Source organism: Streptomyces sp. Q6 (assembly GCF_036967205.1).
GTDB classification, from domain to species: domain Bacteria; phylum Actinomycetota; class Actinomycetes; order Streptomycetales; family Streptomycetaceae; genus Streptomyces; species Streptomyces citrinus.
Genome location: NZ_CP146022.1, coordinates 1,164,979 through 1,179,443 on the forward strand (window position 1 = coordinate 1,164,979; position 14,465 = coordinate 1,179,443).

Here is a 14,465-nt window from a genome sequence, read left to right on the forward strand (position 1 = left end):
GTGCCGGGGCCGCTGAGCGAACTCCTCGGGAACCGGCCGCTCACGCCGGCGGGGCGGGTGAAGGTCCCCGATGTCACCTGCCGTGCCGTGTGGGACGCGGTGCCGCCGGACATCCGCGCGTCCGTACTGGCCGACGCCGCACGGGAGTTGGACCGCCCCGAACCCCGGCTGTCCGCCGGGGCGTGGGCGCGTGCCTTCCGCGACGGGAATCGCGGCGCGTACGAGAACGCGGCCTGGGACCTCCAGGAACGGGTCTCGCTGCTCGCGCTCGCCGCCGTCCTGACCGGCGAGGCGGCGGACGCGACCTCGGCGACCGGGACCACCGCGGCCACCGGGGAGACCGAGGCGTGTCCGCACCTGGACGCGGCGATCGACGGACTCATGGCGTTCGCCGAGGCGAGTTCCTGGTGCTGGGCGCCGCACGACCGGTTCACGGCGGAGCGCGGCGAGTGGGTGCCCGACCCGGACGACCCGTACCTGGACCTGGGCGCGGCGGAGGTCGCCGCGCTGTTCGCCTGGGCGGACCACGCGCTCGGCCCCCACCTCGACCGCAGGATGCCGGGGTTGCGCCGGCGGCTGCGGCGCGAGGTGGAGCGGCGGGTGCTGCTGCCGTTCGAGCGGCGCCGGGACTGGCGCTGGATCGGCGCCGACGGGAGCGCCAACAACTGGAACCCGTGGATCCATGGCGCGGTGCTCGCCTGCGCCCTGCTGCTGTGCGACGACGACGCCCGGCGCGCGCGGCTCGTCGGGCTCGTCGTGGAGGGCCTCGACCCTTACGTGGCCACGCTGCCCGACGACGGCGGGATCGACGAGGGCATCGCGTACTGGTGGGTGGGCGCGTGCCGCCTGCTGGAGATCCTCGACCTCCTCGCCGAGGCCGGTCCCGTGGACCGGGACGGTCAGGGCAGGACCGCCGCCCCGGCCCTCGACGCCCGCCGCCTCCCCCTGCTCGCCGAGCTGCTGCGCTATCCGCAGCGCATGCACCTCGGCGGCGCCTGGTACGTGAACGTGGGCGACGCGCCCGCCCGGCTCGACGCGCGGCAGCCCTGGCAGGTGCCGTTCCGCTGGGGTGTGCGGCTCGGGCAGCCGGAGACCGTGGCACACGCGGTGGCCGGGGCGCGGGGCGGGCCGCGCCGCCGAGGGCCGGGCTCGGGCGGGCGCTCACGGCGCTGGCCGACGCCGAATGGTGCCGGGCGGTCACGGCCCCGGTCGTGTCGGGGGCCGCGCCGTGGTCGGCCCGTGAGACCTGGCTGCCCCGCCTTCAGGTCCTGGTGGCCCGCGAGACGGCGGCGAGCGCCGAGGGCCTGACCGTCGCCGTGAAGGCGGGCCACAACGGCGAGCACCACAACCACCTCGACGTCGGCTCGTACTGGGTCGCGGTGCACGGCAGGCCACTGGTGGTGGACGTCGGCAGACCCACGTACACGGCGGCCACGTTCGGCCCGGACCGTTACGCGGCCTGGCCGTTGCGCGGCGACTGGCACAACGTGCCCGAGCCCGGCGCCCCGCAGCGGCCGGGTCCGGAGCACCGCGCCCGGGACGTACGGGTCGAACTCGGCTCGGACATCACCGAGTTGACCGCGGAGATCGGTGCCGCGTACCCCTCGGGCGCCGTCGACCGCTGGGAACGTACGGTGCGACTGACCCGGGCGCGGACGGCCGACGCCGCGTACGTGACCGTCGAGGACCGGTGGCGGGGCGGCCCGGAACGCGTGGCGGTGCACCATGTCCTGGCCGGTGAGGTCGCGTTCGGGGACGGCTGGGCCACGGTCCGCGCACCGGACGGAAGCGGTCTGCGCATGCGCTGGGACGCGCGTCTCGCGACCGCGACGGTCGTGCGCCGGGACCTGGACGACCCCCTGCTGAGCAGGAGTTGGGGCGACCACCTCACCCGGCTCACGCTCACGGTGCGCGCCCCTGGGGCCGAAGGTCGCCTGTCCGTACGGTGGTTGGTCGCTGCACGACTCTTGAAGAAGCGAACTGCCGCCCATAGCATCGGCAATCGATAGACGATAGTCGCTGAGGCGCGGGCCGTTCGCCGCCGCGCCACCGCCACCTCCCCTCCCCCCTCGCTGCTCCACAGGGAGCCCGGCGGCCGAACACCAGCTATCGATTATTCACGACTGAGTAAGAGATCTGAGCAAGAGATCTGAGCCAGACGCCTGAACAAGGCAACCGAGCAAGACGTCTGAGCACCACGACTACGCAACGGAGCGTGTCCGATGAGAACAATGTGGCGCCGTGCCTGCGGGCTCACCGTGGCCCCCCTGGTGATGGCCTCGGCCGTCGCCTGTGGCGGCGGGTCCGACCAGGCCGCGGAGGGCACGACCCTCCGGGTCATCGTGAACATCACGCCGAACCTGACGGAGAAGTACTGGAACGACCTCTTCGCGACGTACGAGAAGGCCCACCCGGGCGTGACGGTGAAGCTGGAGCTGACCGGCACGATCTCGGCGGACGCCAAGCTGCGTCAGGACCTCGCCGCCGGCGACCCGCCGGACGTCGCCCAGCAGATCACGCCGACCGCCGACACGGCGTCCCTCTTCGCCGACCTGTCCGACCAGGCCTGGACCGCGAAGACACCGCTCGCCGACCAGTACGCCGTCGACGGCAAGCACTACGTGGTCGGCGTGGGCGAGCAGATCCAGTCGCTCGTCTTCTACGACAAGGCCGCCTTCAAGAAGGCGGGTCTGGACGCGACCGGCATCAAGACCATGGACCAGTTCACGGCCGCCATGGGCGAGTTGAAGGACGCGGGCTACAAGCCGCTCCAGACCGCGGGGCAGTGGGTCACCGGCTCGCAGTTCTCCATGATGGCCGACGCGGGCGTCCTGACCGAGGACCCGAAGTGGACGGCCAAGCGCAACCGGGGCAAGGCGTCCTTCGCCGACAGCGGCTACCTGTCCTACCTGCGGACGTACAAGAAATGGATCGACCAGGGCTACCTCGACAAGAGCGCGCTCGGTCTCACCTACGCGGACGGCCAGACGGCGTTCCTGAACGGCAAGTCGGCGATGTACATCATGGGCTCGTTCTTCGTGCCCGCCGCCGACGCCGCGAAGAAGAGCGACGACATCGGTGTGTTCACCATGCCGACCGACGGGACGTACCCCTCGGGCCAGTTCGGCAACATCTCGAACCCGTACACCGTGGTGAACAAGTCGCGGCACAAGGCCGAGGCCATCGAGTTCGTGAAGTGGGCGACCACCGACCCGCAGGCCATCAAGAGCCAGCTCGCCTCCGACGGCAATCTGCGCGAGGGCTTCACGTACCCGATGTCGAGCCTGGGCACGTCGGTCCAGAAGATCCTCGACAAGGCGCCCTCGGTGCTCGTGAAGTCCGGGGACAGCCAGCCGATCGCCGGGTTCAGCGACGAGCTCAACAAGCAGGTCCAGTCCCTGTACACGGGCGCGTCCCCGCAGGCCGTCGCCGACGGATTGGACAAGTGGTGGAACTCGCAGGGCTGAGCGACCGGCTGACCGCGGAGCAGCTGCGGGGCCGGCGGCGGGCGCGGCTGCGCGACGCGGCGGTCTCGTTCGGGATGATGGGCCCGGCCGTCCTGCTGTACACGGTGATGACCGTCGTCCCGGTGGGCGTCGCCGTGTACCTCAGCCTCACCGACTGGGACGGCTTCTCCACGGCCTCGTTCATCGGGCTCGACAACTACAAGCACCTCTTCGACGACCCGAGTTCGACGGACGCCTGGTACGTGACGGCGCTGATCGCGGGCGCGGGGACGGTGCTCATGGTGGGCCTCGGCCTCGTGTACGCGCTCGCGCTCAAGGGCCGGTCCCGTTCGAACTCGTTCTTCCGGGCCGTGGCGTACTTCCCGCACGTGATCAGCGCCCTGATCCTCGGCTATCTGTGGGCGGCGATCCTCGGGACGAACGGCGCGATCAACAACACCCTCGCGAAGTTCGGCGTCGAACCGGTCGGTTTCCTCTTCGACGAGACGTTCGCGCTGATCTCACTGATCGCCGTGATCGTGTGGGCCGGGTTCGGCTTCAACGTGGTGCTGTTCGTCGCCGCCCTCCAGACCGTCCCCGCCGAGCTCCTGGAGGCCGCGGCGATCGACGGGGCGAGCAGGAGGCAGATCAATCTGCGGGTCGTGGTCCCCATGATCGCGCCCGTGGTGACCGTGGCGACGGTCCTGAACCTGGTGGGGCTCATCCGGGCGTACGACATCGTGGTCAGCCTCACCGGCGGCGGTCCCGCCGGGTCGACGCAGACGTTCACGTATCTCATCCTCGCCCGGTCCTTCGAGGGCACCAAGGTCGGTTACGCGACCGCGCAGGCGGTGTTCCTGATGGTGGTGTCCGCCGCGCTCGCCCTCTTCGTGACGGCGCTGCGCAACCGCCAAGACCAAGCCGCGACAGGGAGTTGAGGAGCAGCAGTGGTGGTACTTGAGGCACAGGCCGACGACCGGCCGAAGGCCGCGCGGGGCAGCCGGCCGAGGAGTGACGACACGGTGCGGGCGGACCGCGAGGAGTCGCGCTCACCGGTGCGCCGGGTACTGCTCGGTGTGCTGCTCGTGGTCATGGTCGTGCCGATCTACCTGCTCGTGGTCAACGCGTTCAAGTCGCAGCAGGAGATCCTCGACAACCCGTTCTCGATCCCGTTCGGCGGGCTCACCTTCGCGCACATGTCGGCGGCGATCAGCAGCCCGCAGTTCAACGTCATCGGCGGGTACGGCTTCACGCTGTTCCTCGTCGTGCTGGTGGACGTGTTCTGCATCCTGCTCGCGGGTCCGGCGGCGTACGCGATCGCGCGCAGCCTCCAGCGGCGTACGCAGCTGGTGCTGCTGTACTTCCTCGCGGGCACGTTCATCCCGGGCGCCGCCGTGATCATCCCGGTGATCTACGTGCTGCGCGAGATCGGCCTCGCCAACACGGTGACCGGTCTCGTCGCGCACGACGTGGCGTCCACGCTGCCGGTGAGCATCTTCCTGTTCGTCGGCTTCATCCGCACGATCCCGGTGGACATCGACCACGCGGCGACGATCGACGGCGCGGGTCGTTACCGCACCTTCTGGACCATCATCTTCCCGCTGATGCGTCCCGCGGTCGTCACCGTCCTGATCCTCAACTCCATCGGGATCTGGAACGACTTCGTGTCGCCGCAGATCCTGCTCAGCCCGTCCTCCGGGCACTACACGGTGACGACGGCGATCTACGCCGGGATCAGCCAGTACTCCACGGATTTGACGAAGGTGTTCCCGAACCTGCTGCTCGCCGTCGCGCCCGTCGTCATCTTCTTCATCTACATGCAGCGCCACATCATCAGCGGTCTCACGGTCGGCGCCGTCAAGGGCTGAGCCGCCCCAGGAGAAAGGATCTCGGAGTGCCCAGGAGAGGAAGAAGCCGTTCCGCGGCCGTACTGCTCGCCTGCCTCGCGGTGGTCGCGGCCGGTCACCCGGCCGCCGCCCATCCGGCCACGTCGCAGGCGGGGAAGGTCTATTACGTCGGTCCGTACGGTGACGACAGCGCCGCGGGGACCGACGCCACGTATCCGTTCCGGCACATCCAGAAGTGCGCGGACGTGATGGTGCCGGGCGACACGTGCGAGATCGTGTCGGGCCGGTACGAGGAGACGGTGGTGCCCGCCCGGTCCGGCACCGCCGAGCTGCCGATCACGTACCGGGCGGCTCCCGGCGCGGACGTGACGGTCAGCGGCGCCTCGTCGCTCACCGGTTTCGCCCCGGTGACCGCCGCCGATGTCGCGCGGATCGCGACGACCGATCCGTACGCCGCCGACTCGCAGTTCAGCGACGCGGTGGCGGCCGGCCACATCTACAGCACCGATGTCGACCTCGGCTCCGACGTGTCCACGGTGCAGGTGTTGACCGACCGAAAGATGGGCGTCGAGGCCCAATGGCCCTACCCGGGACTCGACCTGCTCGACCCCTCGCTCCAGTACGCCGGTGAGGGCAGCGCGAGCGCCACGATCGCCGACGCGGACCTGACCCGCCCGGCCGGTTACTGGGACGGCGCGCGGGCCCTCACCGGCTACTGGTACGTCTCGGCCACCGGGACCGTGAAGAGCTCCGCCGTCGGCTCGGTGACCCTCGACGTGGCACCGCCGTGCGTCCACAAGGTCGTACCGAAGGAGACGCGCTACGCGCTGTCCGGCAAGATCGGCGAGCTCGCCCACCCCGGTGAGTGGTTCTACGACCCGACGGCGAAGCGGCTGTACGTGTACGGGGAGGACGACCCGGACAACCACCGGATGGAGGCCAAGCGGCGCACCCTGGGCTTCGATCTGACGGCCACCAGCCACACGAAGGTCGCGGGGATCTCGCTGTTCGCCACGACCGTGCGGACGGGCCCCACCAGCACCGGTGTCACGCTCGACGGCATCAAGGGCCAGTACCTGTCGCACTACACGGACATCACCCAGGGCGCGACGGACTGCGGTTCGACGGTGACGCGGGGCGTCGCCGACACCGGGCTCATCATCGACGGCACGTACAACAAGGTCGTGAACAGCGATCTGTCGCTGAGCGCGGGCAACGGCATCGCGCTGCGCGGCCAGAACAACACGGCGTCCGACAACGTCATCCACGACGTCGACTACCTGGGCACGTACGCGGCCGGTATCGCCGTGCAGGGCAACAGCCAGACCGTCACGCACAACACGATCTCGCGCGTCGGCCGCAGCGGCATCAACCTCCAGTGGAACACCGTGGAGGGCCTCGCCCCGGGCAAGGACGTCATCGCGTACAACGACATCTCCGGGTACGCGCGGCTCAGCCTGGACGTCGCCGCGATCTACACCTGTTGCAGCGCGTCGATGATGGGCTCGTCCCTCGATCACAACGTGCTGCACGACCCGGCGCCGACCACGACGTCGTCGACGTTCGGCATCTCCGGGGTGTACGCGGACAACGGCCAGAGCGATCTGCGGATCCACAACAACGTGGGCTGGGGCAACCGCGAGGGCACGGTGATGCTCAACGGGCTCGGCACCGGCTCGCACGACAACCTCGTCGCGAACAACACCGGGGGCATGACGCTGTTCTACGTGAAGGAGCCGAACGCGTCGACCGGCACCCGGATCTACAACAACGTCGGGACGATCCGGGGCCTGACCGACGCCACGAACGGCGGCCTGGTCCTGTCGAACAACCTTCCCCCGGAGAGCGATCCGCGCTTCGTCGACGCGGCGAACCACGACTTCCGGCTGACCGCCGATTCCCCGGCGCGCAATGCGGCGATCCCGCTGCCCGGGATCAATGACGGTTCCACGGACGCGACACCGAGTCTGGGCGCGTATCAGTACGGCGCACCGAAGTGGGAGGCCGGCGCCCGCCGATAATTCCCCGATTTCACGCAGACTCTGCAACTCACTTGCAAAACAGTAGGGGCCCGGTGCGGAATTCCGCACCGGGCCCCTTATCGAGTCAGCCTGATTTCTTTGCGGCGACCCTCTTCCGCGGTTTCCTCACCTCGCGCGCGTCCGGTACGGGACCGCGGCCCGCCGCGTGATCGGCGAAGGCCGCCGCGGCCTTGTCGGGCTCACCGGACCGCAACAGGCCCACGAGACGGCCGTGTTCCTCGGCCATCGCGCCCCGGTCGCCGTCGAAGAGCGGGTCGGAGATGGCCCGCAGCGTGCGCAGGCTCGGCTCGATGACCTCCCACATCCGGGCCAGGAACGGGTTGCCCGCGAACTGGCTGACCAGGGTGTGGAACTCGATGTCGGCGTCCCGGAAGCCGCTGACGTCGCCCGCGGCGACCGCCTCGTGCATCCGGTCCACCACCGCGTCCAGCTCGGCGAGCTGCTCCTCGGTGGCGTGCTCGGCCGCCAGCTGCGCGGCGAGACGCTCCAGCGGTTCGCGCACCTGCCGGGCGTACTCGGCGTCCTTCGAGGAGATCTCGACGACGAAGTGGCCGCGGCGCGGCACGTGTGTGAGCAGGCCCTCACGGGCCAGCCGCTTGACCGCTTCGCGCACCGGGGCCTGGCTGACCCCGAGCCGCCGCGCGATCTCCGACTCGACCACCCGGTCGTTCGGCTCCAGGTCGCCCTCGACGACGGCCTGCCGGAGCAGGTCGTAGACCTGGTCCGAGATCAGCGTCTTGCGGAACCGGTCCTTGTTCGTAGCCAGCGTGGAGACGAAACCAGCTGACGCGTCAGATGCCATGAATTCCCAATCCCGCGCCGGGGCACGTCAGTTGATCCCTTGTCGGGCCATGATACGCACCCATCGTCTATCGATGGAATCACACGGATGTTTCCAGCTGCTTGGCCAGCCATTCCAATTTCACGGTCTCGTGGGTGGGCCCGCCGCCTTCATGGTCATTGAACGGATAGGCCCGGATCTGTTTGTCGGCCTGGTCCACATTCCGCAGCGCGCCGTAATGGTTGAACGCCGCGTACACGGTGGAGGGCGGGCAGATGCGGTCCATCAGGCCGACCGAGAAGAGCGTCGGCGCGTTCGCCCTGCGGGCCAGGGTCGCGGCGTCGACGTAGGACAGGGTGCGGACCACGGTGGCCGCGTGCTCGCGGTGCAGTTTCACGTACGTGGTGACCTCGGCGTACGGCGGCATGTCGGTGATCGTGGTGGCGCGCGGGAAGTGGCACAGGAACGGGACGTCCGGCATGCAGGCCACGAGGTCGGGGACGAGCCCCGCGGCGGCGAGGGCGATGCCGCCGCCCTGGCTGGTGCCGGTGACCACGGTGCGGGTGGGGTCGACGGCCTCGTGCGTGCGCGCGGCGGCGACGGCGCGCACCGCGTCGGTGTACAGGCGCCGGTAGAAGGAGCGCTCGGGGTCGAGCACGCCGCGGGTGAGGAAGCCGGGGGCGGCGACGTCGCCGGTGGCCGGGTCGGGGTCGGGCGTCTCGGCGCCCTGCCCCCGGGTGTCCATGACGAAGTGCGCGTAGCCGGCGTCGGCCCACAGCCGCTTCTCGTGCGGGGCGCCGCGTCCGCTGCCGTAGCCCAGGTACTCGACGACGACGGGCAGCGGGCCGGAGCGGGTGACCGGCAGCTGGAGCCAGCCGCGGACGGGGTGGCCGCCGTAGCCGGCGAAGGTGACGTCGAAGGTGTCGATCGTGGCGAGCCCGTTGTGCGCGGACTCGAACACGGCGGCCACGTCGTGCTGTTCCTGCGCGTCGAGGGTCTGTCGCCAGAACGCGTCGAGGTCGTCCGGTTCGGGGATGTCGGGGCGGTATCTCTCCAGCTCGTCGAGGGGCAGGTCGAACTGGGCCATGGGGAACCTCCGGGTGAGGGCGGGGGGCAGGGTGAGTGGTCAGCCGTCGAGGCCGTAGGCGCGGACGGCGTTCGTGTGCAGGACGCGCTCGCGGTCGCCGGCGTCCAGGTGGTCGAGTCCGCTGCGGGACAGGGCCAGTGAGGCGGCGCGGGTGCCGCGCGGCAGGCAGATCGGCCAGTCGGAGCCGATCAGGCAGCGGTCGGGGCCGAGGGTGTCGACGACGTGGCGCACCAGGTGCGCGACGCGCGCCGGCTCGACCCCGTGCTGCTGGGTGAGCAGCCCGGAGGCCTTCACCAGCACGTTCGGGGCGGCCGCGGCCCGTTCGACGTCCCGGTGCCAGTCCCCCGCGTCCCGCGCGCGCAGGTGCGGCGCGTTGCCGAGGTGGTCGACGACGACGGTCAGCGCGGGGTGCCGCTCGGCGACCTCGGCCGCCGCGGTCAACGCGCCCTGGTGAAGGTTGAGTTCGAGGACGACTCCGGTCGCGGCGAGGACGGGGACGAGGGCGCGGGCCGCCTCGGGGGTGTCCTTCCAGGCGGCGCCGCCGAGCCGCATGCCGTTGGGACGGGACGCGCCCCACGCGTCGAGCCGCTCCAGGAACCGCCCGGCGCCTTCGTCGCCGTGGACGTGCAGGTTCGCCACGTAGCCCGCGACCAGATCCGGGCGGCGCAGCCGCAGCGCCCGCAGCGCGAGGGTCTCACCGAGGTCCCCGCGCGACGCCTCGACCAGGAGGGCACCCGCCAACTCCGGTACGTCCGCACCTGATCGGCCGAGGTCGGCCTCGTCGAAGACCCGGTGGTGCACGCTCTCCGGCCGGATCCACCCGAACCCCTCGGCCGGGTTCCACAGATGGACATGGCAGTCGATCACGGTCCGCTCCCTCGCCGCCTACGTATTGACACGTCGGCTCCCCGCCGGTGACTCTAACCATCGTCTATCGATGGGCGATTGTTCAATACGTAGGTGACGAGGGAGCGGGTGTTCTCGATGCTCAGGCCTGAGCCGACCGACGGCACACAGACAGGGGGAGAGACGTTCGGGCCCCGCCTGACCGCGCGCCGGACGCTCACCGAACACCCCCGATGGGCGCTGCTCGAAAGGGAGTTGTTCGCCGCGCAGGAGAAGGCGTGGCGGCTCTTCGCCGACCGCTATACCGAGGGGGACGGCCGGCTCGTCTTCCGGGACACGCTCGGTGCGGGCATGGACGGCCGGGACGGCGTGGACGACTTCTACGAGCCGTTCTTCAACTGGCCGACGCTGTATGTCCTGGGCGGCAGCGCGGAGTTGTTGACGGCGGCGCGGCGGCACTGGCGCGGGGTCACCGCACAGCTCACCGAGATGGGCATGCTCGTCGACGGCCTGGAGCGCGGCTACGACTGGTTCCACCAGGGCGAGGGCCTGCTGCTCTTCTACGGCCTGTGCCTCGCCGACCCCGGCGACCCGGAACTGCGCGCGCTCGCGGGCCGGTTCGCCGACCTGTACCTTCCCGGCGGTCCGAACTACGACCCGGAGCACCGGGTCCTGCGCGCCCCGCACAACGGCGCCGCCGGGCCGCGCTTCGGGTTCAGCGACGAGGAGCCGTACTTCCCGTGGAGCCTGGCGCTGCATCCGTACGGGCTTCCGCTGGACGGCTTCGAGGGCGTCACGTCCTTCGACGAGCTGGCCGCGTCACCGGAACTCGCCCGCGCGTACGGCCGGGCGATGTGGGACCGGATGGGCCGCGGCGACACCCTCGCGAACCTGGGCGCCACGGGCCTGGCCACCCACGCCTTCCTGCTCAGCGGGGAGCAGCGGTACGCGGACTGGGTCGCCGAGTACGTGGGCGTGTGGCGGGAGCGGCTCGAAGGCCGTGAGGTGGTGCCCGACAACGCCGGGGCGCACGGCGTCGTCGGCGAGTACCTCGACGGCCGCTGGTACGGCGGCCACTACGGCTGGTCCTGGCCGCACGGACTCTCCCCCGTCGCCAGCTCCACCCTCGTCGGCGCGGCCAACGCGACGCTCCTCACCGGCGACCGCGGCTTCCTCGACCTGGCGCGCAACCCGCTCGACACCGTGCTGCGCCACGCGGAACAGCGCGGCGCCGACGAGCGCGGGACGCTCGGCGAACGCTGGGACCCGCACCTGGCCGCGATGGAGGCCGAGCGCACCCTGATGGTGCCGCAGCGGCACAACGACGCGGGCTGGTTCGACTACACCGTCATGCCGGGCCAACTCCCCGTAGGACTGTGGCACTTCAGCCGTGACGAGGCCGACCGGGAGCGCATCGAGGTGCTGCGCACGGGTTCCTCCTGGGACTGGACGGCCGTGCACACGCAGCGCATCAAGGACGAGGCCGGCCACGAGGAGCCCTGGTACGAGTTCCTGCACGGGCGCAACCCGGGGTTCCCCGAGCGGATGCTGCGCAGCGCCCTCGCGAGCTGCGCCGAGCGGGTCGCGGCCATCGAGAACGACCCGACCGACCCGGCCGTCGGCCCCGACGTCCTGGACATCCACCACTGGCAGCATCTCAACCCGGTCGTCACGGAAGCCCTGTTGCAGCTGACCACCGGCTCCCCGCAGGTCCTCTACAACGGCGGCCTGACCCAACTCCACGTCCGCTACCACGACATGGACGCGCGCCGCCCCGGTCTGCCCACGGACGTCGCCGCGCTCGTGACCGACATCCGCCCCGAGCACACGGTGGTGGAGCTGGTGAATCTCGGCGGCTCGGCGCGCTCCCTGCTCGTGCAGACGGGCTCGTTCGCCGAGCACCACGTCGCGACGGTCCGGGTGGACGACGGCCCGGAGCAGCCGGTCGACGGACCGTACTGCCGCGTCGACCTGCCGGGGAACACCCGCATCCGACTGACCCTGACCATGACGCTGCGCGCCGGCCGCGCGGCCCTGGCCTCCCCGTGGGAGACGGCATGACGCACCGACTGCCCTTCGACCTGCCCCGGCTCGGCCTCGGCACCGCACCCCTGGGCGGCCTCTTCGCGGAGGTCACCGAGGAGGACGCGGCGGCGACGCTGAAGGCCGCGGCCGCCGAAGGCATCACGTACGTCGACACGGCGCCCCGCTACGGCCACGGCCAGGCCGAGGAACGCCTGGGACGGCTGCTCGGCCCGGCCGGGATCACCGACCCGGTGATCTCCACCAAGACGGGCTGGCTGCTGCGCCCCCGCCCGGACGGCTCCCCCGGCGAGGTCGTCACGGACTGGACGGAGCGCGGCATCCGGGAGTCCCTGGAGTCGAGCCTGACCCGCCTCGGCCGCGACAGCGTCGACATCCTCTACCTCCACGACCCCGACCACTACGCCGAGGACATCCGGCGCACCGCGTACCCGGCGGTGCGCAAGCTGCGCGAGGAGGGCCTCGTCCGGGCGCTGGGCTTCGGCATGAACCACAGCGCCCCGCTCGCCCGCTACGTCGACGAGTTCGACGTCGACGTCGTGCTCGTCGCGGGCCGCTTCTCGCTCCTCGACCACGAGGCGCTGACCACGCTGCTGCCCCGGTGCGCGGCGCGGGGCACGGCCGTGGTCGTGGGCGGCGTGTTCAACACCGGTCTGCTCGCCGACCCGACGCCCGGCGCGATGTACAACTACCGGCCGGTCCCCGCGCGGACCCTCGACCGGGCGCGGCGGGCCCGGGAGCTGTGCGACGCGTACGGCGTACCGCTGCCCGCGGCCGCGCTCCAGTTCCCGTACCTGCATCCGGCCGTCACCTCGGTGGTCGTCGGCTGCCGCTCGGCGGACGAGGTCACGGCGAACGCGGCGGCCGCCCGCTTCCCGGTCCCGGACGAGCTGTGGCAGCGGCTCGCGGCGGAGGGATTCGTCCCCCGGGAGGTCCTTGCCGCCCGCTGAGCGGAATCCTCCCGGCGCCCGCCGGGTTACGCCTACGAGAGCGACACACCGTCCGCAGGAGGCGTCCATGTACGGCGACCGGGAAACCGTCCGCACCATCCTCACCGAGAGCGGTGACACCTGGGCCGTCGTCGGCCTGTCCTCGAACCGCTCCCGTGCCGCCTACCGGGTGGCGGAGGTGCTCCAGCACTTCGGCAAGCGGGTCGTCCCCGTCCATCCCAAGGCGGAGACGGTCCACGGCGAGCAGGGCTACGCCTCGCTCGCCGACATCCCGTTCCCCGTCGACGTGGTGGACGTCTTCGTCAACAGCGACCTCGCGGGCCCGGTCGCGGACGAGGCGGTCGCCGTCGGCGCCAAGGCGGTCTGGTTCCAGCTCGGCGTCATCGACGAGGAGGCCTACGACCGCACGCGCGCCGCCGGCCTCGCCATGGTCATGGACAAGTGCCCGGCGATCGAGATCCCGCACCTGGGATGACGGCGGGCGGCGGCGCGGGCCTCGCGGCTCAGTCCGCGTCGGGTGCGAACGAGGCGTAGTACGCGGCGGCCATGTCCTCGTCGCCGTGGCCGAGTTCGGCGGCGCGGGTCAGCCGGGCGGCGCTCGCCTCGGCGACGTCGAGGCGGACGCCGTTCGCGCGGCCCGCCTCGACGATGAGGCGGGCGTCCTTCGCGGCGGTGTCCACGGCGAACTGGGGCGGGGTCAGCTTGTCGTCGAGGACGAGCCCGGCCTTGAGCCGCAGATACGGCATGTCGAGGCCGCCGCCCGCGATCGCGTCGAAGAAGTGCTGCGGATCGACGCCCAGCGCCTGGGACAGGGCGAGGACCTCACCGGCCGCGTTCGTGGTCGCGAGGACCCAGCTGTTCGCGACCAGCTTCAGCCGGGTCGCGCTGCCCGCGGCGCCGTCCTCACCGGTCCACACGATGCGCGCGGCGACCGCGTCGAGGACGGGCGCCACACTGTCGCGGTGCTCGCCGGGGCCCGCGGCGAGGACGAGGAGCTGCCCGGCCTCGGCGGGCTGGCGGGTGCCGAGCACCGGGGCGTCGAAGAGGACGAGGTCGTGGTCGGCGGCGAACGCGGCCAGTTCCTCCAGGCCGTCGAGGCCCGCCGTCGTCGACTGGATCCAGGCCGCTCCCGGCCGCAGCCCGTCGGCCGCCTGCCGCATCACGTCGAGGGCGGCGGGACCGTCGTACAGCATGGTCAGGACGACATCGGCGCCGGTCACGGCCTCGGCCGGGGTGTCGGTGACGTGGACGCCGTCGGCGGTCAGCGGTTCGGCCTTGGCGCGGCTTCGGTTCCAGGCCCGTACGGAGTGCCCGGCCCGCGCGATGTTGCGGGCCATCGCCGCGCCCATGATGCCGGTGCCGAGGACGCTTACGGTCAGCTTTTCGCTCATGCCGCCCACCCTAAGCCGGACGGGGCGCCCCG

At 71.4% G+C, this 14,465-nt stretch carries 13 protein-coding genes; 9 read left to right on the forward strand and 4 right to left on the reverse strand.

Features of this window, described 5'->3' with window-relative positions:
• The 6 genes from V2W30_RS05540 to V2W30_RS05565 all read left to right on the forward strand — a co-directional run bounded on the left by V2W30_RS05540 (position 1) and on the right by V2W30_RS05565 (position 7,314).
• Complete coding sequence (locus tag V2W30_RS05540; protein WP_338694127.1) at positions 1-1,308, forward strand: hypothetical protein; 1,308 nt, start codon at positions 1-3, stop codon at positions 1,306-1,308.
• Complete coding sequence (locus V2W30_RS05545; RefSeq protein WP_338694129.1) at positions 1,272-2,009, forward strand: heparinase II/III domain-containing protein; 738 nt, start codon at positions 1,272-1,274, stop codon at positions 2,007-2,009. Before V2W30_RS05540 ends, V2W30_RS05545 begins: the two co-directional genes overlap by 37 nt.
• Before the next feature lie 213 nt (positions 2,010-2,222).
• Positions 2,223-3,467, forward strand: a complete 1,245-nt coding sequence (locus tag V2W30_RS05550; RefSeq protein ID WP_338694131.1) for an ABC transporter substrate-binding protein — start codon at positions 2,223-2,225, stop codon at positions 3,465-3,467.
• Positions 3,446-4,384 (forward strand): sugar ABC transporter permease, encoded by a 939-nt coding sequence (locus V2W30_RS05555; protein WP_338694133.1) that lies wholly within the window; start codon positions 3,446-3,448, stop codon positions 4,382-4,384. Before V2W30_RS05550 ends, V2W30_RS05555 begins: the two co-directional genes overlap by 22 nt.
• Before the next feature lie 9 nt (positions 4,385-4,393).
• Positions 4,394-5,314, forward strand: coding sequence for a carbohydrate ABC transporter permease (locus V2W30_RS05560; RefSeq protein WP_338694135.1), 921 nt, complete (start codon positions 4,394-4,396; stop codon positions 5,312-5,314).
• Positions 5,315-5,340: 26 nt separating this feature from the next.
• Positions 5,341-7,314: a right-handed parallel beta-helix repeat-containing protein gene (locus V2W30_RS05565; protein ID WP_338694137.1), complete on the forward strand. Its 1,974-nt coding sequence runs from the start codon at positions 5,341-5,343 to the stop codon at positions 7,312-7,314.
• An 85-nt stretch (positions 7,315-7,399) separates the two neighbouring features.
• Here the strand turns inward: V2W30_RS05565 and V2W30_RS05570 are convergent, their stop codons facing one another.
• From V2W30_RS05570 to V2W30_RS05580, 3 genes are all read right to left on the reverse strand, one after another.
• The gene (locus V2W30_RS05570) at positions 7,400-8,137 is read right to left on the reverse strand and encodes a GntR family transcriptional regulator (RefSeq protein WP_338694139.1); all 738 of its coding nucleotides are present in this window, start codon (positions 8,135-8,137) and stop codon (positions 7,400-7,402) included.
• A gap of 79 nt (positions 8,138-8,216) precedes the next feature.
• A complete protein-coding gene (locus V2W30_RS05575) occupies positions 8,217-9,203 on the reverse strand; it encodes an acetylxylan esterase (protein WP_338694140.1) in 987 nt (328 codons plus the stop codon).
• Positions 9,204-9,242: 39 nt separating this feature from the next.
• Positions 9,243-10,070, reverse strand: coding sequence for an amidohydrolase family protein (locus tag V2W30_RS05580; RefSeq protein ID WP_338694141.1), 828 nt, complete (start codon positions 10,068-10,070; stop codon positions 9,243-9,245).
• A gap of 117 nt (positions 10,071-10,187) precedes the next feature.
• Here V2W30_RS05580 and V2W30_RS05585 point away from each other — a divergent pair, with 117 nt between their 5' ends.
• The 3 genes from V2W30_RS05585 (at position 10,188) to V2W30_RS05595 (ending at position 13,517) form a co-directional block, all read left to right on the forward strand.
• The gene (locus V2W30_RS05585; RefSeq protein WP_338694142.1) at positions 10,188-12,110 is read left to right on the forward strand and encodes a hypothetical protein; all 1,923 of its coding nucleotides are present in this window, start codon (positions 10,188-10,190) and stop codon (positions 12,108-12,110) included.
• Positions 12,107-13,042, forward strand: a complete 936-nt coding sequence (locus tag V2W30_RS05590; protein WP_338694143.1) for an aldo/keto reductase — start codon at positions 12,107-12,109, stop codon at positions 13,040-13,042. Before V2W30_RS05585 ends, V2W30_RS05590 begins: the two co-directional genes overlap by 4 nt.
• A 67-nt stretch (positions 13,043-13,109) precedes the next feature.
• On the forward strand, positions 13,110-13,517 hold the full coding sequence (locus tag V2W30_RS05595; protein ID WP_338694144.1) for a CoA-binding protein: 408 nt from the start codon (positions 13,110-13,112) through the stop codon (positions 13,515-13,517).
• 28 nt (positions 13,518-13,545) lie between these two features.
• Here the strand turns inward: V2W30_RS05595 and V2W30_RS05600 are convergent, their stop codons facing one another.
• Complete coding sequence (locus V2W30_RS05600; protein ID WP_338694145.1) at positions 13,546-14,433, reverse strand: NAD(P)-dependent oxidoreductase; 888 nt, start codon at positions 14,431-14,433, stop codon at positions 13,546-13,548.
• Between the last annotated feature and the right edge of the window lie 32 nt (positions 14,434-14,465).

Excerpts from the sequence above, each read along its gene's own strand:
- V2W30_RS05550 (WP_338694131.1), top strand. The coding sequence starts at position 2,223 with ATGAGAACAATGTGGCGCCGTGCCTGCGGGCTCACCGTGGCCCCCCTG.
- V2W30_RS05570 (WP_338694139.1), bottom strand. The coding sequence starts at position 8,137 with ATGGCATCTGACGCGTCAGCTGGTTTCGTCTCCACGCTGGCTACGAAC.
- V2W30_RS05575 (WP_338694140.1), bottom strand. The coding sequence starts at position 9,203 with ATGGCCCAGTTCGACCTGCCCCTCGACGAGCTGGAGAGATACCGCCCC.
- V2W30_RS05585 (WP_338694142.1), top strand. The coding sequence starts at position 10,188 with ATGCTCAGGCCTGAGCCGACCGACGGCACACAGACAGGGGGAGAGACG.
- V2W30_RS05590 (WP_338694143.1), top strand. The coding sequence starts at position 12,107 with ATGACGCACCGACTGCCCTTCGACCTGCCCCGGCTCGGCCTCGGCACC.
- V2W30_RS05595 (WP_338694144.1), top strand. The coding sequence starts at position 13,110 with ATGTACGGCGACCGGGAAACCGTCCGCACCATCCTCACCGAGAGCGGT.
- V2W30_RS05600 (WP_338694145.1), bottom strand. The coding sequence starts at position 14,433 with ATGAGCGAAAAGCTGACCGTAAGCGTCCTCGGCACCGGCATCATGGGC.